The sequence below is a fragment of the Clostridium coskatii genome, assembly GCF_001675205.1.
Lineage (GTDB): Bacteria > Bacillota > Clostridia > Clostridiales > Clostridiaceae > Clostridium_B > Clostridium_B ljungdahlii.
This window is the reverse complement of sequence record NZ_LROR01000071.1, coordinates 1-20,816: the sequence shown is the minus strand read 5'-3', so window position 1 is coordinate 20,816 and position 20,816 is coordinate 1. Positions and strand designations below refer to the sequence as shown.

The 20,816-nt window shown below is 29.6% G+C and carries 23 protein-coding genes; 17 read left to right on the top strand and 6 right to left on the bottom strand.

Annotated elements, in window-relative coordinates; all coding sequences use genetic code 11:
* Positions 1 to 3: 3 nt before the first annotated feature.
* The 12 genes from CLCOS_RS17230 (at position 4) to CLCOS_RS17175 (ending at position 10,007) form a co-directional block, all read left to right on the top strand.
* Positions 4 to 687, top strand: a complete 684-nt coding sequence (locus tag CLCOS_RS17230; RefSeq protein WP_013236829.1) for a dTMP kinase — start codon at positions 4 to 6, stop codon at positions 685 to 687.
* 130 nt (positions 688 to 817) lie between these two features.
* Positions 818 to 1,147, top strand: a complete 330-nt coding sequence (locus CLCOS_RS17225) for a cyclic-di-AMP receptor (protein ID WP_013236830.1) — start codon at positions 818 to 820, stop codon at positions 1,145 to 1,147.
* Positions 1,148 to 1,163: 16 nt separating this feature from the next.
* The gene (locus tag CLCOS_RS17220) at positions 1,164 to 2,108 is read left to right on the top strand and encodes a DNA polymerase III subunit delta' (RefSeq protein ID WP_013236831.1); all 945 of its coding nucleotides are present in this window, start codon (positions 1,164 to 1,166) and stop codon (positions 2,106 to 2,108) included.
* Positions 2,109 to 2,112: 4 nt separating this feature from the next.
* On the top strand, positions 2,113 to 3,018 hold the full coding sequence (locus CLCOS_RS17215) for a PSP1 domain-containing protein (protein WP_013236832.1): 906 nt from the start codon (positions 2,113 to 2,115) through the stop codon (positions 3,016 to 3,018).
* A 10-nt stretch (positions 3,019 to 3,028) separates the two neighbouring features.
* The gene (locus CLCOS_RS17210) at positions 3,029 to 3,232 is read left to right on the top strand and encodes a heavy-metal-associated domain-containing protein (protein WP_013236833.1); all 204 of its coding nucleotides are present in this window, start codon (positions 3,029 to 3,031) and stop codon (positions 3,230 to 3,232) included.
* A 245-nt stretch (positions 3,233 to 3,477) separates the two neighbouring features.
* Complete coding sequence (locus CLCOS_RS17205; protein WP_013236834.1) at positions 3,478 to 3,651, top strand: DUF362 domain-containing protein; 174 nt, start codon at positions 3,478 to 3,480, stop codon at positions 3,649 to 3,651.
* Between the two features lie 146 nt (positions 3,652 to 3,797).
* Complete coding sequence (locus CLCOS_RS17200; RefSeq protein ID WP_013236835.1) at positions 3,798 to 4,592, top strand: flagellar motor protein; 795 nt, start codon at positions 3,798 to 3,800, stop codon at positions 4,590 to 4,592.
* The gene (locus tag CLCOS_RS17195) at positions 4,589 to 5,440 is read left to right on the top strand and encodes an OmpA/MotB family protein (protein WP_013236836.1); all 852 of its coding nucleotides are present in this window, start codon (positions 4,589 to 4,591) and stop codon (positions 5,438 to 5,440) included. The genes CLCOS_RS17200 and CLCOS_RS17195 overlap by 4 nt, the downstream gene beginning before the upstream one ends.
* Positions 5,441 to 5,614: 174 nt before the next feature.
* Positions 5,615 to 6,367 (top strand): tRNA1(Val) (adenine(37)-N6)-methyltransferase, encoded by a 753-nt coding sequence (locus CLCOS_RS17190; RefSeq protein WP_082853643.1) that lies wholly within the window; start codon positions 5,615 to 5,617, stop codon positions 6,365 to 6,367.
* Positions 6,368 to 6,373: 6 nt separating this feature from the next.
* Positions 6,374 to 7,213, top strand: a complete 840-nt coding sequence (gene rsmI / locus CLCOS_RS17185) for a 16S rRNA (cytidine(1402)-2'-O)-methyltransferase (RefSeq protein ID WP_013236838.1) — start codon at positions 6,374 to 6,376, stop codon at positions 7,211 to 7,213.
* A 264-nt stretch (positions 7,214 to 7,477) separates the two neighbouring features.
* A complete protein-coding gene (locus tag CLCOS_RS17180; protein ID WP_063602516.1) occupies positions 7,478 to 8,515 on the top strand; it encodes an NlpC/P60 family protein in 1,038 nt (345 codons plus the stop codon).
* 445 nt (positions 8,516 to 8,960) lie between these two features.
* A complete protein-coding gene (locus tag CLCOS_RS17175) occupies positions 8,961 to 10,007 on the top strand; it encodes an NlpC/P60 family protein (RefSeq protein ID WP_013236840.1) in 1,047 nt (348 codons plus the stop codon).
* A gap of 192 nt (positions 10,008 to 10,199) precedes the next feature.
* Here the strand turns inward: CLCOS_RS17175 and CLCOS_RS17170 are convergent, their stop codons facing one another.
* Entirely contained in the window at positions 10,200 to 10,445 is a 246-nt protein-coding gene (locus CLCOS_RS17170) for an AbrB/MazE/SpoVT family DNA-binding domain-containing protein (protein ID WP_013236841.1), read from the bottom strand.
* 533 nt (positions 10,446 to 10,978) lie between these two features.
* Between CLCOS_RS17170 and CLCOS_RS17165 the strand changes: the two genes are divergently transcribed.
* Positions 10,979 to 12,388, top strand: coding sequence for an HDIG domain-containing metalloprotein (locus CLCOS_RS17165; protein WP_242872341.1), 1,410 nt, complete (start codon positions 10,979 to 10,981; stop codon positions 12,386 to 12,388).
* Between the two features lie 199 nt (positions 12,389 to 12,587).
* On the opposite strand, the gene CLCOS_RS17160 is transcribed toward CLCOS_RS17165, so the two are convergent.
* The 3 genes from CLCOS_RS17160 to CLCOS_RS17150 are packed head-to-tail and all read right to left on the bottom strand — an operon-like array spanning position 12,588 to position 14,458.
* On the bottom strand, positions 12,588 to 13,241 hold the full coding sequence (locus CLCOS_RS17160; protein ID WP_063602515.1) for a hypothetical protein: 654 nt from the start codon (positions 13,239 to 13,241) through the stop codon (positions 12,588 to 12,590).
* Between the two features lie 8 nt (positions 13,242 to 13,249).
* Positions 13,250 to 13,900: a PspA/IM30 family protein gene (locus tag CLCOS_RS17155; protein WP_013236844.1), complete on the bottom strand. Its 651-nt coding sequence runs from the start codon at positions 13,898 to 13,900 to the stop codon at positions 13,250 to 13,252.
* A 15-nt stretch (positions 13,901 to 13,915) separates the two neighbouring features.
* Positions 13,916 to 14,458, bottom strand: a complete 543-nt coding sequence (locus CLCOS_RS17150; protein ID WP_242872340.1) for a hypothetical protein — start codon at positions 14,456 to 14,458, stop codon at positions 13,916 to 13,918.
* A 372-nt stretch (positions 14,459 to 14,830) separates the two neighbouring features.
* On the opposite strand from CLCOS_RS17150, the gene CLCOS_RS17145 reads away from it, so the two are divergent.
* Complete coding sequence (locus tag CLCOS_RS17145) at positions 14,831 to 15,424, top strand: DUF1836 domain-containing protein (protein WP_063602513.1); 594 nt, start codon at positions 14,831 to 14,833, stop codon at positions 15,422 to 15,424.
* Positions 15,425 to 15,556: 132 nt separating this feature from the next.
* Here the strand turns inward: CLCOS_RS17145 and ispF are convergent, their stop codons facing one another.
* Both ispF and CLCOS_RS22540 read right to left on the bottom strand, forming a co-directional pair.
* On the bottom strand, positions 15,557 to 16,036 hold the full coding sequence (gene ispF, locus CLCOS_RS17140; protein ID WP_063602512.1) for a 2-C-methyl-D-erythritol 2,4-cyclodiphosphate synthase: 480 nt from the start codon (positions 16,034 to 16,036) through the stop codon (positions 15,557 to 15,559).
* Positions 16,037 to 16,105: 69 nt separating this feature from the next.
* Positions 16,106 to 16,282: a hypothetical protein gene (locus tag CLCOS_RS22540; protein WP_013236848.1), complete on the bottom strand. Its 177-nt coding sequence runs from the start codon at positions 16,280 to 16,282 to the stop codon at positions 16,106 to 16,108.
* Positions 16,283 to 17,064: 782 nt separating this feature from the next.
* On the opposite strand from CLCOS_RS22540, the gene CLCOS_RS17135 reads away from it, so the two are divergent.
* The 3 genes from CLCOS_RS17135 to CLCOS_RS17125 all read left to right on the top strand — a co-directional run bounded on the left by CLCOS_RS17135 (position 17,065) and on the right by CLCOS_RS17125 (position 20,661).
* Entirely contained in the window at positions 17,065 to 18,018 is a 954-nt protein-coding gene (locus CLCOS_RS17135; protein WP_063602511.1) for a polysaccharide deacetylase family protein, read from the top strand.
* Between the two features lie 170 nt (positions 18,019 to 18,188).
* Positions 18,189 to 19,094: a polysaccharide deacetylase family protein gene (locus CLCOS_RS17130; protein ID WP_029170201.1), complete on the top strand. Its 906-nt coding sequence runs from the start codon at positions 18,189 to 18,191 to the stop codon at positions 19,092 to 19,094.
* Positions 19,095 to 19,164: 70 nt separating this feature from the next.
* Positions 19,165 to 20,661 (top strand): glucosaminidase domain-containing protein, encoded by a 1,497-nt coding sequence (locus CLCOS_RS17125; RefSeq protein WP_063602510.1) that lies wholly within the window; start codon positions 19,165 to 19,167, stop codon positions 20,659 to 20,661.
* Positions 20,662 to 20,816: the final 155 nt, after the last annotated feature.

Here is a 20,816-nt window from a genome sequence, read left to right as displayed (position 1 = left end):
CGAATGAGTTTACAAAAAGGAAAACTTATAGTCATAGAAGGATGTGACGGCAGCGGAAAAGCTACGCAGACAGAAAAACTTTATAAAAGGCTTTTAAATGAAAATTATAATTTAAAAAAAATAGAATATCCTAATTATAATAGTGAATCTTCAGCTTTAGTAAGAATGTATTTAAATGGAGACTTTGGAAAAAAACCTGAAGATGTAAGTGCATATGCGGCTTCAACATTTTATGCAGTAGATAGATTTGCATCTTATAAGATGGAGTGGAAAAAGTTTTATGAAAATGGTGGAATAATACTTGCAGATAGATATACAACAGCTAATATGATACATCAAGCTTCTAAAATTGATGATTTAGAAGAGAAAAATAAGTTTTTAAAATGGCTCTGGAATTTTGAATTTGATATATTTAGACTTCCTGTACCAGATTGTGTTATATTTTTGGATATGCCTCCTGAATATAGTAAAAAACTTATGACTAAGAGGAATAATAAATTTACGGGTAATGCAGAAAAGGACATACATGAGAGAGATTATGAGTATCTGGTTAATTCTTATAAAAATGCTATACATATTGTAGATAAATATAATTGGAATAAAATTTCATGTATAGAAGGTAGTGAAATAAAGACTGTAGATAAAATTCACGAAGATATATATGATTTGATAAAAAAAATACTATAGTAAAAAGTTAATGTATTAATTAAAAGTTTCAGTTATATGAGATAATAAGTACTTATGGTATAATAAATATAAGTTAATTTGAGAAATTTAGGCAATTGTTTGTAAAATAAATTACAAGAGGTGATGTTTTATGAAATTAATTATAGCCATTGTTCAAGATGATGATGCTACTGATCTCTTGGAAATTTTAACAGAAGGTGGATTTAGGGTTACTAAACTTGCAACTACAGGCGGATTTTTAAGAGCTGGTAATACAACTTTGCTCATAGGAGTGGAAGAAGAAGACGTTGATAAAGTAATAGCCCATATAGAGGACGTATGTAAAACAAGAAATCAAATTATAACAACTCCTTCATCTGTAGCAAGTTCCACAGGGGTATATATGCCCTATCCTGTGGAGGTAGAAGTTGGAGGAGCAAATATATTTGTAGTAGATGTAGATAAGTTTGTAAAGATTTAATGGGAGGTATACTGAGTTGGAATTTTGCAATATAATAGGGCATGAGAATATAAAGCTCCAGATAAAAAATTCTGTAACTTCCAATAGGTTTTCTCATGCCCATATTTTTGTAGGAGAAGATGGGATAGGTAAAAGTCTTCTTGCTAAAGAAATAGCTTTAGATATATTGGGAAAAAAGCAAATGAAACAGTATGTGGATATAATTGAATTTAAAATAGCAAAAGGTAAAAAGTCCGTTGGAATAGAAGAAGTAAAAAATATAATAGAAGAAATAAATAAAAAACCTTACGAAGGTGACAAAAAAGTAATAATACTATATAATTCTGATAAAATGACAGAAGCAGCTCAAAATGCGTTATTAAAAACTATAGAGGAACCTCCCAGTGGAAGCTTTATGTTACTTTTATGTGAAAAGCTAGATGGAATATTGGACACCATAAAGTCGAGATGTCAAGTATATAAACTTAATAGGTTAAGTCAAAAAGAAATGGAGACTTTTTTAAATGCCAAATTTCCTAACTTATCTACTGAAGAATTAAGATCTGTCTTAGCGTTTAGTGATGGAATACCTGGAAGAGCACAAAAATTTATTTCGGATATATCTTTAAGTGAAATGAGAAATATAATTTTAAATATATTTAAAGAATTATGTCATGAGAATTTTAGTTCCTGTTTAAAGCTGTCAGATTATATAGCTAAAGACAATTATGAATGGGAGGAAGTACTAACCTGTATTTTGTCATATATAAGAGATGTACTTGTATACAAAGAAACGGGTAATAGGAAGTTTATTATAAATATTGATAAATTTGAAGATATAAAGACCATAGGAGAAATGTTTTCATTTAATAAGTTGAATGATATTATTAATATAGTAAAGGATACTAGAGAAAAGTTAGAAAGCAATGTAAATAGAACTTTAGTTTTTAATTCTATGTTGGTGAAAATGCAGGAGGTATAAAAATATGGTAACAGTTATAGGAGTACGTTTTAAAAAGGCCGGTAAAATATATTATTTTTCACCAGGTAATTTAAATATAAAAAGAGAAAATAGTGTAATAGTAGAAACAGCAAGGGGAATAGAATTTGGCGAGTGTGTCATAGAACCAAAAGATATAAGAGAGAGTGATATAGTTTCACCACTTAAAAGTGTTTTAAGAATAGCTACAGAAGAAGATATACAAAAATATAATGAAAATAAAGAAAAAGAGAAAAAGGCTTTTGATATATGTATTGAAAAAATACAACAACATGAATTAAATATGAAGCTTATAGATGTAGAATATACTTTTGACAACAATAAAGTTATATTCTATTTTATAGCTGACGGACGAGTAGATTTTAGAGAATTGGTGAAAGATCTTGCATCCATATTTAGAACAAGAATAGAACTTAGACAAATAGGAGTAAGAGATGAGGCAAAAATGATAGGGGGCCTTGGGCCTTGTGGCAGAGCTATGTGTTGTTCTACGTTTTTAGGCGATTTTGTACCTGTTTCTATAAAAATGGCAAAAGAACAAAATTTGTCATTGAATCCTACTAAAATATCAGGAATATGCGGAAGACTTATGTGTTGTTTGAATTATGAACAAGATACTTATGAAAAAATAAGACAGAAGTTGCCTAAGGTAGGGTCTGTAGTTAGTACACCTGATGGAAGGGGAGAAGTTATAGATAACTCTGTAGTAAAGGAAAGCATTAAAATAAAGATAAAAGTTGAAGATGGTGATGATATAGTAAAAGAAGTGCCTATAAGTGAAATTAAAGTAATTTCAGGAGGATTTGAAGGCAATATAGATGAAAATGAGATAAAAATTGATGAAGAAACAGAAGATGCAGATATGATTAAACAATTGTTTAAGGAGGATTAAGGAGGAACATATGAAATCAGTATTTAAAATTCCTAATATACGTACTTCTGAGGATGTTAATAAAATAAGAAAAGTTATTTCCAGTAGTGAAGGGGTAATAGCCTGCCAAATAAATAAAGAAAAAGGAAAAGTAAGTATAGTATATGATAATTACTTTATAACAGAGAATAAAATTATCCAGTGTATAGAAGATTTAGGTTATGCAGTATTATAAGGCATTTTCAAAGAAATAACTAGTCAGTATGCTAGCCTATTTTTTATCATATTGCGTGGGTAGAACCCTTAGATAGGATTCACTATCTGCGGAACCTGCCTCCTTATCTGATAAAAAATATTCGCTGCATCTTTGACTTGTTATTTTCTTTCAAATGCCTAAAATTATCTTTTAAAATTATAACAAATGTGATAAAATACAGGGGATGAAAACATTATCTAAAAATTAAGGAGGTGTTACATAAGATGGCATATAAAATTACAGAGGATTGTGTAAGTTGTGGTTCATGTGCTTCAGAATGTCCAGCTGATGCTATAAGCCAAGGAGATAGTCAATTTGTAATAGATCCAGAAAAATGTATAGAATGTGGAAACTGTGCTAATGTTTGTCCAGTAGGAGCACCAGTTGAAGAAAGCTAGTTGTTAGGAGGTCACCATAAGGTGGCCTTTTTAATTTATATAAATATCAAATTCTGTATAAAGAGTAAGTTATTTTACACGAATAATTAATATAGATAGGAGATTAAATAAATTATAGTTAGAAAATGTACTAGATGGAGGGAAAAATGGATATATCTGTTGTCATATTTACGATATTTGGAATTGCTGCAGTAACAGCTGGTTTTGTGATGGATGGAGGAAACCCAACGGCACTTTTCGGCGGTGCAGCAGCTGTAATAGTTTTTGGTGGAACGTTTGGAGCTGTAGCTTTATCATTTCCGTTAGATGTATTAAAAAGAGTGCCTAAAATATTTAAAGTAATTTTTAATCCTAGAAAAGCAAGTTTAGTTGATTTAATTTTATATTTTAAAGATGTATCCTATAAAACTAGAAAAAATGGTTTGTTAAGTTTGGAAGGTGAAATATCCAATGACCCTAATTTAGATCCTTTTATAAAAAAAGGTCTTCAGCTTGTAGTAGACGGGGTAGATCCTCAAGCTGTAAGAGATATACTAGAATTGGAACTTGAATCTACATCTGAGAGACATAAGCAGGGGGCAAGTGTATTTGAGAGTGCAGGAGGATATGGGCCTACGATGGGTATCATAGGTACAGTTATGGGAATGGTTCATATTTTAGGTAGCCTTACAGATACAGCTAGCTTAGGTGGTAAAATAGGAAGTGCATTTTTGGCTACATTATATGGTATAGGATCTGCAAATTTATTATGGCTTCCATTAGGCAATAGATTAAAGCAGCAAGATGAAAAGGAAGTTAAGGAAAAAACTCTTATAATTGAAGCAATATTATATATTCAAGAAGGCATAAATCCAAATACTATAGCAGAAAAATTAAAAGGATTTTTGAACAAGCAGGAATTGGCAAAATATGAAGGAATGGATGGGAAGGCTGAATTATGAAGAAGAAAAATAAAAAACCAGATGAAGGACCAAGTGCAGAAAGATGGATGCTTAGTTATGCTGATTTTATGACGCTTCTTATGATATTCTTTGTAGTTATGTATGCTATGAGCCAGGTAGATCAGACTAAATATAATAAACTTTCTCAATCTCTCAGTATAGCAATGGGAGGAGGAAAAACAATAATAGGTGCTGATAATACTTCTAGTGTTAAAGATAGTGTTAAAACAGTAGATAAGCCAACTGAAAGTGACCAATCTGAAGAACAGGTTAAGATGGAAGCAAATAAATTAAAGCAATTAAAAAAGCAAGTGGACTCATATCTTGCAGCTAACGGATTAAGTCAAAGTGTAAGCTCACAGATAGATGAAAGAGGTCTTGTTGTTAGTTTAAGTAATACCTTGTTTTTTGATACAGGAAAAGCAGAAATAAAACCTGAAATCCAAAATACATTAATGGGAATAGGAAAAATGATAAATCAAATGGGAAATTCCATAAGGGTGGAAGGACATACGGATAATGTGCCTATTAGCAATAATGAATATGCATCTAATTGGCAGTTATCTTGTGCTAGAGCAGCTAATGTAACTCAATTTTTACAAAATAAAGTAGGTATTAAACCTGAAAAGCTTACATCAGTAGGCTATGGAGAATACAGATCAGTTACTGATAACTCTACAGATGCAAATAGAGCTAAAAATAGGAGAGTAGATATAATTATAGAAAGCAATAAATTTAACAGTATTGAACGTGGAAATAGTACAAGCAGCAGCACTAACAGTTCGCAGGGTACCTCACAGATTACAACTACAGATCAACAAAAGGTAAATCAATCTCAACAACATTAAACATAGTTAGTAATATATTATTTATTAAATCCCTTAATTTTAATGGGATTTTATTTTTTACAAAAATTAATGATAGTTAAGTATCTAGTATTTGACAACATATTTTATTTAAATTACAATTTAAGTTAATGTGTAAACTTGTGTAAAATAAATTTTATAAGTGAGGATGTTTAAGTGAAATTGAAGTTAGTGAGAAGTGATGAAACATTAGATGATCTACAAATAAATGGAATATGTATTATACAGAAAAAAAATAGCTTTAGGTTTGGAGTGGATGCTGTTTTACTTGCAAATTTTGCTAAGATTAAACCTAAAATGAATATAATTGATTTGTGCAGTGGAACAGGGATAGTACCATTTATAATAGCTGGTAAAACAAAGGCTCAGCATATAATAGGTATGGAGATTCAAAAAGATATGGTAGATATGGCAACTCGTTCTGTAATTTTTAATGGCATGGAGAAAAAAGTTGAATTTATTCACAGAGATTTAGTAGATTTTGAATTTTTAAAAAAATTACAAAAAGCGGATGTAGTAACGGTAAATCCACCTTATAAATTAAAAAATTCGGGAATCACAAATGCCCAATACGAAAATGCAATATCAAGGCATGAAATATGCTGTACATTAGAAGATGTTATAAAGGCAGCAAAGGTTTTATTAAAAGATAATGGAAAGCTATATATGATCCATAGACCGGATAGGCTTGTAGATATAATGTACACTATGAGGAAATACAATATAGAACCAAAGCTGATGACAATGGTACAGCCATGTGTTAACAGGGCACCTAATATGGTACTTATAGAGGGACAAAATAATGGAAAGCCGTTTTTAAAATGGGGAGTACCTATATGTGTACATAAATTAGATGGAAGCTATACAGATGAAATTGATAGAATATACGGAAGATGTTTAAGGAGATAATGTGTGATGGGAAAACTTTTTTTAGTGGCAACTCCTATAGGAAATTTAAGTGATATAACCTTAAGAGCTCTTGATACCCTTAAAAATGTAGATTTAATAGCAGCAGAAGATACCAGACAGAGTTTAAAGCTATTAAATCATTTCAATATAAAAAAACCACTTATAAGTTGCCATAAATACAACGAAAATGAGAAAAGCAAATTATTAATACAAAAGTTGAAAGATGGTAAAGATATAGCATTAGTAAGTGATGCTGGGACACCAGGTATATCAGATCCAGGGAGCATTATGGTAAAGAGTTGTATAGAACAGGGAATAGAATTTGAAGTCCTGCCTGGTGCCACTGCAGTAACAACGGCTTTGGTTTACTCGGGTCTGGATACGTCAAGGTTTACATTCATTGGATTTTTACCTAGGGAAAATAAAGATAGGAGAAGTATACTAGAGGGTGTAAAAAATAGAACTGAAACATTGATATTTTATGAAGCACCCCATAGACTGACAAGCACTTTAGAAGTATTAGCAACCGTCCTAGGTAATAGACATATAGGCATTTGTAGAGAGCTTACAAAGGTTCATGAAGAAATATTGAGATTTACATTAGAAGAAGCTATGAATTATTATGAAAGTAATAATGCAAAAGGGGAATTTGTACTGGTAGTAGAAGGTAAGGATGAAAAAGAACTTTTAAGAGAAGAAAGTGAAAAATGGATAAACTTGTCTATAGAAAAACATATAAAAATGTATATGGAAGATGGATTAGATAAAAAAGAAGCTATAAAAAAAGTAGCTAAGGATAGAAAACTTTCGAAATCTGAAGTTTATAAGTATTCTTTAAACCTATAATAAGAAAAAAGTAAGCTTAAAATTTGTATAACATTTATTAAATATCGTTAATAAATATAGAATATGAGTAGTAAATTACTAAAAAAGAAGCTGATTTTATTAAAAACTTATAATGTCCCTGATATAAATTTTCTATATGTGTTGAGGTATATACCAATTTAATGGTATAATGGAAACATGTTATTTGCGAATTTGAGTTTTTTATGGTTATAAGGGGCTGAAATTTGTAAGCTGTTAAGTATTTTACGAGGAGGTAGAAAAGTTTTGAATAAAAGAACCTTATCTGTTGCAATTGCATTAACTTTGGCATTGTCAACAGGGGCAAATGTTTTAGCCGCGCCAGGTGCATCAAGTTCATCAACTTCATTAGAGCAGGTTAAACAACAAAAGCAGGAATTGGAAGTTAAAGCTGAAAAAATGGACAACCAAGTAATACAAACTATGAATGACTTAGAAAATAATAAAAAAAGTATTGCCTCAGTTTCTAATAGCATAAAACAAACTCAAGCTAATATAGATTCTGTGCAAGCTAGTATAGAAAGCCAGCAGAAAGTATTTAATCAAAGAGCAAAGGCTATGTATACAAATAACATGAGTGGTTATCTGGGAGCAATATTAAATGCAAATAATTTAAACGATTTTATATCTAGAGTAGATAATGTCGGAAAAGTAATGAGTTTTGACAAGAATGTTGTAGGCAATTTAAAAAGTAAAAAAGAGCAATTAGCTAATGGAAAAGAAAAATTAAATAATGAGAATAATAAGCTATTGGCACTAAAGTCAGAAAATGAAAAAAAGTTGGCCAAGCTTAATAGTGATAAAGAAAGTGCAAAAAATGTAATAGCATCTTTAGATGCACAAGAAAAGTCTTTAGAAATTACTGATCAAGCAACTTTAAAGGCAATTGCTTCAGCTGCAAGTAATGTTAGTGCTTCAAGAGGAGGTACCATAATATCATCTGATGCAGTAGTAGCATATGCTTCTAACTTTTTAGGAGTTCCTTATGTATATGGAGGAACATCTCCTTCAGGGTTTGATTGTTCAGGATTAGTTCAATATGTATATGCAAACTTTGGAATTAATTTGCCAAGAACTTCAGAGGAACAGCAAAATGTAGGCACACCTGTATCAAGAGATGAGCTTAAGCCGGGAGATTTAGTTTTCTTTGGTTCTCCAGCATATCATGTAGGAATGTATGTAGGTGATGGTCAGTTTATTGAAGCACCACGTACTGGGCTTTCAGTTAGAATAGCAGCTTTAGATAACAGATCAGATTTTACAGGTGGAAGAAGAGTTAAATAATAATTGAGTGACATATTTTTTTAAATTTCAGTATACATACATAGCTAAATCCATTTTGTACTTGAGAATTTAGCTATGTTTTTTGTTTTACAGATATAAACATAAAAGATACGATGTGGTAAATAGAAAACAGGAAACTTTCCAAATGTGAATTTTATAAGAATTTTTAGGCCTATAGTTAGAAAATAAAGGCAAGTTTAAAATTTACATATTTTTTATGAAAAATTGTTAATAAACATAAAATATAATTAATAAATTATTAAAATAATATTTGACTTTATTTAAAATTTGCAATATTTCTTCTGAAAATTTTATACATGTGTTGAGGTACATATCAATTTAATGTTATAATAGATATACGTTACTTACTAATCTCAGATTTTAGGGGTTATGAGAAGTTCAAATTTGTAAGCTATTAAATATTTTACGAGGAGGTAGAAAAGTTTTGAATAAAAGAACCTTATCTGTTGCAATTGCGTTAACTTTGGCATTGTCAACAGGGGCAAATGTTTTAGCCGCGCCAAGTGCATCAAGTTCATCGACTTCATTAGAGCAGGTTAAACAACAAAAGCAGGAATTGGAAGTTAAAGCTGAAAAAATGGACAACCAGATAACACAGACTATGAATGACTTAGAAAATAATAAGAAGAGTATTGCCTCAATTTCTAATAATATAAAACAAACTCAAGCTAATATAGATTCCGCCCAAAAAAATATGGAAAATCAGCAGCAAGTGTTCAATCAAAGAGTAAAGGCTATGTACATAAATGGCATAAGTAGTTACCTGGGAGTAATATTGAATGCAGATAATTTAAATGATTTTATATCTAGGGTAGATAATGTTAAAAAAGTAATGGGTTTTGATAAGAATGTTATAGGAAATTTAAAAGATAAAAAAGAGCAATTAGCTAATGGAAAAGAAAAATTAAATAATGAAAATAATAAGCTATTGGCACTAAAGTCAGAAAATGAAAAAAAGTTGGCCAAGCTTAATAGTGATAAAGAAAGTGCAAAAAATGTAATAGCATCCTTAGATGCACAAGAAAAGTCTTTAGAAGTTGCTAATCAAGCAACTCTAAAAGCAGTTGCTTCAGCTGCAAGTAATGTTCAACAAAGTGCTTCAAGAGGCGGAAGTTCTATAGCATCATCTGATGCAGTAGTAGCATATGCTTCTAACTTTTTAGGAGTTCCATATGTATGGGGAGGAACATCTCCTTCAGGATTTGATTGTTCAGGATTGGTTCAATATGTATATGCCCATTTTGGAATTGATTTGCCAAGAACTTCGCAGGAACAGCAAACGGTAGGTACAGCTGTGTCAAGAGATGAACTTCAGCCAGGAGATTTGGTTTTCTTTGGTTCTCCAGCGTATCATGTAGGAATATATGTAGGTGGTGGACAGTTTATTAATGCACCTAAAACAGGAGATGTAGTTAAAATAGCATCTTTGGACAATAGATCAGATTTTACGGGTGGAAGAAGAGTTAGATAATAATTTAATGACATATTATTTTTAAATTTAAATATACATACATAGTTAAATCCATTTTGTATTTAGGAAATTTAGCTATGTTTTTTTTACCTTAAATTGTTCAATGGCTATCTTAACGTAATATTCATTTATAAGTTGAATATAGAAAAAAGACCTACATTATAATTATAATGCAGGTCTTTTAAATAATAATTATTTGCCTTCTTTTAATTCATTTAAACAACTTTTGCAGATATTCTTACCTCTATAATTTACAACGTCTCTTGCGTCACCGCAGAAGATACATGCAGGCTCATACTTCTTTAATATAATTTGTTCACCATCTACATATATTTCTAAGGCATCTTTTTCAGCAATGTCTAAAGTTCTCCTCAATTCTATAGGAATGACAATTCTTCCTAGCTCGTCTACTCTTCTTACAACACCTGTTGATTTCATTGATTTTCCTCCTCTAATTCCATAATTCGACACGACTATAATTAGATAATAGCAAAAATTACATTAAAAGTCAATATAATTTCATAAAACATTTTACAAATTTCTAATCAAATTCCATCTAAAGTTAATATACTACCATAATATTCAAAAGTCAATAACAATATTAATAAAAGTTTATAATATATGATAAACAAGGATTTAAATGTAAGAAATTAATATTAAAATTAAGTACAAAATCAGGAAATTTGAAAAAATATTTTTTATAAAATAGTAACTAAATGGATAATTAAATATTTAAAGTCGAAATTTTCGATAAGAAATTTAATATTGATAATCTATATGGATATAAGAGAGTATTTATATTAAAATAAGAGATGTACGATTTAATAAATAGAAGTAGAGCAGGTTGTATGGGAATTAGTTTTACCCAAATATATCTGTAATTTAGACACATAATGTTGATAATTTTAAAAAAAGGAAATTTTATTTATAGAAATAGAGTATTTCTATGTGATAAAATAATAAGTAAGTAGGTGATTAATTTGGATTATGTGAAAGACTTTATTAAAAGCACAAGAGAAGTAATAAGTAAAGTAGGAGGAGAAGTTTATTTAGTTGGTGGGTATATAAGAGATAGATTAATTAGTATAACAGCTCAACCAAAGGATATAGATTTTATATTTAACGGAAATATTGAAAAATTTATGGAGGAACTCGAAAATAGACAATATAAATTTTTCCCTATAAAGCAGGAAATAGGTATATATAGATGTATGCTAGGAAATAATTCGATAGATATATCTCTCATGGAGGGGGATTCTATTGAGGAGGATTTGAAGAAAAGAGATTTTACTATGAACGCTATAGCTATAAAACTTAGTGGAGATAAAGTTAAAGTTATTGATCCCTTTTATGGAAGAAGATCTATTGATAATAGAATAATTAAAAGTGTAACGGATATGAGCTTAGAAAATGATCCCATCAGGATACTTAGAGGTATTAGATTTTGTATATCTTATGGAATGCATTTTAATTTAGATACGGAAAAATGCATTGAAAAATTATGTTACAAAATAATGGATATGCCTATGGAAAGAGTCTTTAAAGAATTTATGCTTATATTGGAAAGGGATGATTATGGAAAGGCTTTTGAAGTTTTAGATAACTATGGAATACTAAAAAATATTATACCTTATATAGAAGAATTAAAAACTATAGGAAAATGTGCATATCATATAGAAGACGTATTTACTCATATGAATTTAACTTATTGTGTATTTAAGAATATCTTAAATGGTAAGGTAAGTGTTAAGGGATTAAATTTACATGTGTTTCAAGATAAAATAGGTGACTTTAAGTTGAGAGAGTATATGTCTTTAGCTTGCTTTTTGCATGATATTGGTAAATATGAGGCTTATAGAAAGGACGGAGACAAAGTAAGTTTTTGGGGACATGAAATGAAAGGAGCTGCTATAGCTAGGAATTTCTGTAGGAACATGAAATTCCCAAAAAAAGCAGAAAGCTATATAGAGAATATAGTAGAGGGCCATATGTATCCGCTAAAGATTTTTAAACAAAATTCTAAAGATAAGAAGAATGATTTTTATAAGTTTTTTTCAAAATATGATGGATATATAATAGAAATACTAACTGCTGCATATTGTGATAACTATGCTACAAGAATGCTTTTGGATGTTGAAAATGAGAAAGTTAGATTTAAAATGTTTATTGAAGATATGCTAAAAGAGTATGAATTATACTGCAGTATAAACGAGAATAAGATTTTAAATGGAAATGATGTTATTCAGATTTTAAATATATCAGGGCCTGAGGTAAAAAATGCTCTTGAAGATGTGATAAGACTTAGATATTTAGGAAAAATACAAACTAGAGAAGAAGCATTAAATTATTTAAGAGTTAAGATAAATAACAATTATATTTAAACTAAGCAAGAACTTATCCACATTGTGGATAAGTTCTTGCTTATGACACTATGAATTGATAAATTAGAATTTTGTTTATGCTAATATATAAAAGTTGAAATTTGATTAGAAGTGTTGTATTAATATCAATATTTATAACTTATCCACAGAAAATGTTGATAAGTTCATGATTTCTGTGGACAAGTGTCTGAAAATTCGTTTATTCTTCTATACTTTGAAAAGTTGAGACTATAAAGTCAAATTCTTCTGCATCGGAAATTTCTCCATAACTGTCTTCTGAAATCCCAGGATAATAATACAGAATAAATTTTTCTTTAGATAAGGTATTTTCTATTATTATATACTTTCTGTCTAATTGTACATCTTGAAGAACGGCTAGTACTGTATACCTATCACTTTCACCAGTTTTATCGTTAGTAAGATTTAAAGAAAAGCTATCATGCCTTGTAATGTTTATCTTCTTTTTATCACAATTTACGATTTTAGAACCACTTTTACATCCAAGGCAACTGTCAAATTTACAATCTGAAGTACAGTTAAGGCATTGACAGGTGCTGCATTTCTCAAGTTGGAATAAAGATTCTAAATTATCATTTTTATAATCTTCTAGTAAAGAAATATATTTATCACTTTTTAGCTTGTTTAAAAAGCCTCCTGTATCAAGTTCACCTTGTGCAGCTTCAATTAAATCTATATATTTTTTTAAGGTTGATATTTTGGATACATATTTTCTCCTATTTAAAATATCTTTATCTAAAAAAGGAGAAATGTTATCTATAGCATAATTTATAGCTACAAATATTTTGCCGTACTTATCTTTTTCACATTTTAAGAACTGGTTAGCTTTACTCATGATATCACCTAATTTTGTTTATATTTTTCCAATTCTTTATCAAGGTCAACTTCATCTAATTTTTTAAATTCTTTTTCTAAAGAATCTTCTTCTCTTAAATCTCCAAGGCCTTCAGCCAAAGATTCTTTCTTTTGAATTTTTCTTTCGATGTCATCAATATTTATTTTATTGCTTCCTGTTTCTACATTAGATAGTATTTCATTTACTTTTTTAGAGGCTTCTGCATTATTAAATCTTGCTGCAGCCTCATCTCTATATACTCTAGTTTTGTGTATTTCTTCTTCTAGTTCTTTTAACTTACTTTTAACTGCTTCAGCTTTTTGGCAAGCATCTTTGTAACTGGCTTCTAAAGAACTGTAACTTTTATCAGCTTCTAATTTCCTAGCTAGAGCCTTTTTAGCTAATTCTTCATTTCCTTTACTCATTGCAAGTTTTACTTTTTCATCAAATTCAGTAGATACTCTTTTTGATTCTTCCATTTTCTTTTCAATTTCATGAACATTACCTAGTATTTGTGCTGATGATAATTTAGCTTTGTTTAGGCTGTCATCCATATCCCTTAGTTTTTGATCAAGTAATTCAATAGGGTTTTCAATATCATCTAAAGTATTGTTTACTTTTGCCCTAAAAATATTTGATACTCTTTTTAATACTCCCATAAAAAATCCTCCTCATTATTTTCTATTTCTAAATTTTTTTATCTTTCTTATAATAAATAGTAATATTAAAATTAATATTACAAATTTAACAAAGCCCCAAAAGAAGTTTGCTAAAAGACTATGACCTCCACCATATCCATAATAGCTAGAGCTGTGTCCCCAGGGTATAGGGATGGGTATAGGTATAGGAAAAAAGGACCTATGACTTCTACTGCTATAATTTTGACCGGAGCCAGAATTATTTTGGTTAGTATTTTGATTACTAGATTTTGAAGAAGAATTAGGTGTATTAGAAAAACTGCCTGACTTAAAATCTCCTCCAGAACTATTACTGCTATTTTTTTGTTTATAGGTAGAGTTAGGGGAAGAAAAGCTACCCGATTTAAAACTACCACCAGAAGATTTGGAACTACTACTATGTGAAAAACTACTTGTGCTGTGTGAAAATCCACTTGATTTAAATCCACCAGAGCTTCTTGCATATACAGTATTGTTATTTATGTTTAAGATATTTCCCTGTGGTGTAAACAAATCTACTGATAAGAACAAAAAAGCCATCACTAATGATATAATAAAAAGTTTTTTATTTAACTTAACTTTAGCCACCCCCTTAAAGAAAATAATCTTTTCTTATATGGTAACATAATATTTATAGCTAGTGGATATTAATATTATTAAATTTTTATAACATTAAGTATGAGAGCATTATACAGTATTATATAACTTATAACAAGTATTAGATTAACTTATTTTGGGCAATTTAAGACGGTTTAATAGGATTTATTATGGTTTATCATGATATATATAGAAAATGTAACAAATTCCCGTGGATTTAATAAATAGTTAGTTTGTAAAGAATATATATATAACATATAATATTAATATGGTTTTTTAAGGTTAAAATAACTGTTATTTTGGAGGTTGTAAATAATGAAAGAACACAAATTTGGCATGGAATATATAAACAAAGTTGCTAAGAATATATCAGATAATACTATAGTACCTTATGAGGATTTGCCAAGGTATGATTTATTTTTATCTCAAGTTACAGACTATCTAAATGATAAGTTTCAGGGTGAAAAATACACAAATAATATAGTACAGAATTATATTAAAAATGAAGTCATATCTAAACCCGAAGATGGGAAAAAAAGGGGATATACAAAAGTTCATTTGACACAGCTTATTTTATTAAGTTATATGAGACCTATATTAACCACAGAGGAAATAAAAAAGGTTTTTAGACTTGCCTTTAATGAGATAAACGATGGAGAAGATGATATAATATCTTGGGAAAAAGCCTATAAGATATTTTCAGATTTGCATAACAATAGCCTTGATGATTTGATGAGTAAAGAACATTTTAATGAACAAAAATTTCAAGACATGGTAAAGGATATGGACTTAAAATCTGATGATGAAGAGAGGATAGGTATCTTTTTTGTGGTAATGTCTTTAATTTGCCAGGCGAGTGCAATTAAGAAACTAGTTCAAAATATAGTAAATAACTATGAAGGAAAGTAGAAGGGATAAAAATGAGTTTATCGTGATACTTCATGCAACTTACCTAGATTTATCAAATTAAATTTAGGTAAGTTATTTTTTATCCGATGACTACCTGATATAGCACTCCCATGCACCCTGTTTATGGGCAGCTTATTTTGAATTAGCTGTTAACAAACAGATGCTTTGAGCGGCTATGCCTTCTCCTTTGCCGGTAAAGCCAAGACCTTCCTCTGTAGTGGCTTTTACACTTATTACGGCTGTAGTTACATTTAGAGTTTTAGCTATATTTACCCTCATATCTTGTATGTATGAAGAAAGTTTAGGCTTTTCGGCTATTATAATAGAATCTATGTTCCCTATAGTATATCCTTTTTCTTTAATCAAAGCTGATACATGTGACAGCAATTTAAGACTACATATGTTCTTATATTTATTATCATTATCAGGGAAATGCTTGCCGATATCACCTAGACACAAGGCTCCAAGGAGACTATCCATTATTGCATGAAGAAGTACATCTGCATCTGAATGTCCCATAAGACCTTTTTCAAAAGGGATATTTACGCCTCCTAAAATAAGAGGTCTATTATAAACTAATTTATGGACATCATAACCAAGCCCGATTTTCACATTTAATTCCTCCTAGATATTTTTATTATATTTTAACACACATAATAAAAAGGTGCACTTAATGGCACCTTAAGATATATCTTTAAAACTTCGAATTATATTTTTATTATTTTTATCTTTTGTTTTATAGGATTTAAACATAGAGTAAAAGAATTTTTTATAAGTTTTCTTTATTAGTAATAGAAGTGAAAATGGATCTTTTTTCCTATTTCTTGAAAAATCTACCTTGATAACGTTATCTTTCATAAATAACCTCACCTTCCATAAAAAGATCTTACTATAATAATAACATAAGTTTAAAAATATGTTAAGAAAATTACCAAAAATATTTAATCAATTGCAATTATAAAATTAAGGGGACAGGTAATCCCCTTAATTTTTGAGATAAAAAGGTATATTGTTTTGTATTGGAAAATGTTAGTTGTGTTTTATGAGCTTTGTGACTATGTGGTTAATAATATTATATGGATATAGGGTTAAATTTGTTACTAAATAATATGTTATCCACATATTGTCCACAAAATTGTGGATAATGTGGATAAATGATATAAAAATAACATGTAAACAAATTTTGTTTTAGAGATAATACGTTAATAACACAACTTATTAACATATTATCTGTGGATAATGTGGAAAAGTCAACAACTAGTAGTATTTATCATATTATTAGATATGCAGTACCTATGGCTATTATTCGGAGGTATTTTTTTAATATAGCAGTAATAAGATACTTGTATTATATTTTAAATTTTATCCTAGACAGAAAATTAGAGGAAAAAGATAACTTATATTATTTAAAAATAACATGTTATCCACAAAATATGTAATAATGTTGTGGATAATGTTGAATATAGTTTTTATTTCGAATCAAACGTACAATAGGTCTTATAAATGTAACGAAAGCTAAAATAATTTACACTTTGTTAATATTTTGTTTAACAAAAATGAAGATACATGTTTTAATATGTTAGAGAAAGGATTTTTATGCGGAGTTTAATTTAATAAAAGTGGATGGGAGATAATATATAATGACAACAAGGAACAACTTTAGTAAGATTTTAAAAAATGGTGGATTGATGTTACTTGGATTAATTGTAGTCTTTGGCTTGTCCTATGGAGGATATAATTATTTTCATGGGAATAAATCAAAAACTAATAAGGTAATATCTGCTGATAAAAAAGCTGGGAGTGAAGTTAGTGAGAAAAAGACATCTAAAAGTAATGTGAAAAGTAGTAATAAACAAGATTCAGATAAGAACAAAAACATTAGACATAATGTATCTGAAGATGGAATGAAATATACTTATGATGCACAAAAAGTAAAAGATATATTGGACAATAAAGCTCCAAATGATGGAAAGAAGATAGCATTTCTAACTTTTGATGATGGACCTTCTACTACTGTGACACCAATAATATTGAATACTTTGAAAAATTATAATGTGAAAGCAACTTTTTGTCTGCTAGGAGAAAATGTAGAAAAAAATGAAAAAAGTAAGGAACTAGTAAAAGAAATACTAAAAGAGGGACATGCTATTGGAAATCATACTTATACACACAGTATGAGAAAGTTGTATCCTGGAAATAGACTTGATGTAGGTACTGTTATGGCAGAAGTTGAACAGGATAATACAGCTATAAGAAATATTGTTGGACAAGACTTTAATACTAGAGTACTAAGACTTCCAGGAGGTTATATGTCAAGGGCATACTATCACGATCCTAATTTAAATGAATTTAATGCAAGACTAAAGGAAAAAGGTATGTACAGCATAGATTGGAATGCCTATGATTTTGATGCAGAAGGAAGAAGAAAAAATGCAGATCAGCTTTTAGAACACGTAAAAAGAAGTGTGGGTTCACAACAAAAAGTTGTTATACTTATGCATGATACTTATGGTAAAGAAGAAACAGCTAGAGCATTACCTCAGATTATCGAATATCTAAAAGATCAGGGATATGAATTTAAAACAATAGCTTAAAGCAAAAAATCAGCTTATAGACTTTTGAAATTAAACTTTTTATGTATATGATTGTTTGATATAATAAATTTAGGAAAAAGCCTACTTTATTTACTGGAAAATTTGTAATCTATATAACTAATGAGAAAAGTGAGGGTACCATCCAGGTTAGGTTGGAAAGAAGCGATAATATGAAAAACAAAAATATAAAAGGTTTAATTGCTCTAGTTTTATTGATTTTCTTTATAATTGGCGCACATAGTGTTTACAAAAATAAACTTGTATCTTCAAATGACCAAAAAAAGGTCGATAATAAATCAAATGTAAAGTCTGATAAAAAAAATCAAACAAATATAAAAAAGGTAGAACACGTTAAGGATAGAGAATTTACAGGGAAAAATATAAAATATAACTCTCAATCTATTCCTATTTTATATTATCATTCCATAGATTATGAAAAGGGAAATGAATTAAGGGTGCCAAAGGAAAGATTTAGAGAACAGATGAAGTATTTAAAGGATAATGGATATACCACCCTTACTTTAAATGAACTTTATAATTTTTTAGCTTATAATAAACCAGTACCTAATAAATCTGTAGTGATAACTCTTGATGACGGATATAAGGATAACTATGAAAATGCTTTTCCTGTTTTAAAGGAGTTTGGATTTAAGGCTACCGTGTTTATGATTACAAGTAGTATAAATAATGAGAAAGATTTTTTAACTTCTAGTGAGTTGAAGCAGATGGATAGTTATGGTATGGATATTGAAAGCCACACCGTAAATCATGATAAGCTGGATAGGTTAACTTATGACAAACAAATACAGACTTTAAAAGATTCAAAGGAATTCTTAGAAAAACTTCTTAATAAAAAAGTAAAGTATATTGCATATCCTTATGGCAAATGGAATGAAAATGCTATAAAAGCTTTAAAGGCAGAAGGATATAGCATGGCTTTTACTACAGCAGGGGGGTGGGCTAATAAAGACCAAGGAATATATACTTTGCACAGAGTATATGTAAGTGAAAGATATGGAATGAATGAATTTAAAAGACGACTTACAAATAGTAATTACGAAAATGCCAATAAGTAAAGACTTTTATCTAGGGTAATACGTTCAAGTAATAGGATAATTATAATTAAGATATTTTGGGGGGTAAAAATTGAATAAGAATGTAAAGACACTTATAATAACAGCAGCTTTTGCACTAGTGGCTTTTCAATTTAAGGTATCTGCAGATTCTTCGCTGGGATCTCCTAGGATAAATATTGATACCAATAAAGAGTGGACTGTTAAATTCAGCAGCAATTTGGAGCCAAGTACTGTAAATAGTACTAATATACAAGTTACTGATAAAAATAATGTTCAGGTTCCTGTGGCAGTAACTTTGGGAAATGATCCAAGTACTGTATTGGTAAGTCCTAAGGTATCAGGATATGATCCAAGTGAAAAATATAATCTTGTTATAGGGGAAGGATTAAAATCAGTTTCAGGAAAAAATTTGTCCAATCCTTTAAGTATGCAGTTTACTACAAGTAATAAATATTCAGATGGGACAAGTTATACAGATCTTCCTAAGATAACTTCCAATAAATTTGAATATGCACCACTTTTGTCATCTGAGAAACAAGGGTTTTTTATACAATGTGATAGCTCATCAGATGTACAGTACAGAATTTTTGTAAATGGACAAAATGACAAGGATGGAAATTATACTGAACTTACAAATGGATACACTAGCGAGGATAGCGGAAAAATAACAGCTTTAAAAACGTTGAGTGCAGGTACTAACGGTCAAAAATACAAAGCGGTAATTTATGTGAAAAGGACAGGAGCTACTGGAGCCCATAAAGATGGAAATACAGAGTATGATAATTATTTTGTAGATTACTTTAGATGTGTGGATAGTATAGATGCTGGGTCAAATGAATATGCAAACTATGATATATCTTTAGATGATATGGTAAATACGCAATTAAATTCAGATAGTACACCTGTATTTGTAGCAGCTAATGTAATGGACAATGCTGCAACTAAAAATCAGATAAAATATTATGCGGATCCTAATAATTTTCTTGACAGTTATGGTAAATATCAATTTTTAAAGCTTACATATGCTGATGGCGTTACAGCAGATAGCCTAAATAATTTTCTAAAAGGAAAAGGAATTTTTGATGGAAAAGGACAAGCATTTTTAGATGCAGCTAAAAATAATAATATAAGCGTAGCTTATTTAGTTTCACATGCTATGCTTGAAACAGGAAATGGTACTTCTAAGCTTGCAAATGGTGGAGCAACGGATAGCAATGGAAATTATATTTATGGAGTACCTGTATATAATTTCTTTGGAATAAATGCTACAGACGATAATGCTGTTTTAAATGGGACTAAAACTGCATATGAGAATGGATGGACTACTGTAGAGAGTGCTATTTCAGGTGGAGCACAGTGGATAGGAAAGTGGTATATAAACAATCCATCAACAAATCAAAACACTCTTTATAAAATGAGGTGGGATCCTGGAAATCCCGGACAGCATGAGTATGCTACAGATATATCTTGGGCATATAAACAAATACCAAATATAATAAAGGAAATGCAGGATATAACAGCAGGTTCTAATTTAACATTAGAATTTGAAATACCTAAATATAAGTAATAAATATAGTAAAAACACTATCAAAATCAATGAGGTGACCCCTAAAAGTTAGACTTTATTAGCGAGACAGTTTCGGCTGCCTCGCTAATTTATGCAGCCAAGAGGCTGAGTCTGTATTCAACAGGACTCATCCATCCTAGTTTCTCTTTGATTCT

Bases quoted from the DNA above. Each gene is read 5' to 3' on its own strand.
- CLCOS_RS17230 (WP_013236829.1), top strand. From the start codon at position 4: ATGAGTTTACAAAAAGGAAAACTTATAGTCATAGAAGGATGTGACGGC.
- CLCOS_RS17225 (WP_013236830.1), top strand. From the start codon at position 818: ATGAAATTAATTATAGCCATTGTTCAAGATGATGATGCTACTGATCTC.
- CLCOS_RS17215 (WP_013236832.1), top strand. From the start codon at position 2,113: ATGGTAACAGTTATAGGAGTACGTTTTAAAAAGGCCGGTAAAATATAT.
- CLCOS_RS17210 (WP_013236833.1), top strand. From the start codon at position 3,029: ATGAAATCAGTATTTAAAATTCCTAATATACGTACTTCTGAGGATGTT.
- CLCOS_RS17205 (WP_013236834.1), top strand. From the start codon at position 3,478: ATGGCATATAAAATTACAGAGGATTGTGTAAGTTGTGGTTCATGTGCT.
- CLCOS_RS17200 (WP_013236835.1), top strand. From the start codon at position 3,798: ATGGATATATCTGTTGTCATATTTACGATATTTGGAATTGCTGCAGTA.
- CLCOS_RS17195 (WP_013236836.1), top strand. From the start codon at position 4,589: ATGAAGAAGAAAAATAAAAAACCAGATGAAGGACCAAGTGCAGAAAGA.
- rsmI (WP_013236838.1), top strand. From the start codon at position 6,374: ATGGGAAAACTTTTTTTAGTGGCAACTCCTATAGGAAATTTAAGTGAT.
- CLCOS_RS17170 (WP_013236841.1), bottom strand. From the start codon at position 10,445: ATGAAATCAACAGGTGTTGTAAGAAGAGTAGACGAGCTAGGAAGAATT.
- CLCOS_RS17160 (WP_063602515.1), bottom strand. From the start codon at position 13,241: ATGAGTAAAGCTAACCAGTTCTTAAAATGTGAAAAAGATAAGTACGGC.
- CLCOS_RS17155 (WP_013236844.1), bottom strand. From the start codon at position 13,900: ATGGGAGTATTAAAAAGAGTATCAAATATTTTTAGGGCAAAAGTAAAC.
- CLCOS_RS17150 (WP_242872340.1), bottom strand. From the start codon at position 14,458: ATGGCTTTTTTGTTCTTATCAGTAGATTTGTTTACACCACAGGGAAAT.
- CLCOS_RS17145 (WP_063602513.1), top strand. From the start codon at position 14,831: ATGAAAGAACACAAATTTGGCATGGAATATATAAACAAAGTTGCTAAG.
- CLCOS_RS22540 (WP_013236848.1), bottom strand. From the start codon at position 16,282: ATGAAAGATAACGTTATCAAGGTAGATTTTTCAAGAAATAGGAAAAAA.
- CLCOS_RS17135 (WP_063602511.1), top strand. From the start codon at position 17,065: ATGACAACAAGGAACAACTTTAGTAAGATTTTAAAAAATGGTGGATTG.
- CLCOS_RS17130 (WP_029170201.1), top strand. From the start codon at position 18,189: ATGAAAAACAAAAATATAAAAGGTTTAATTGCTCTAGTTTTATTGATT.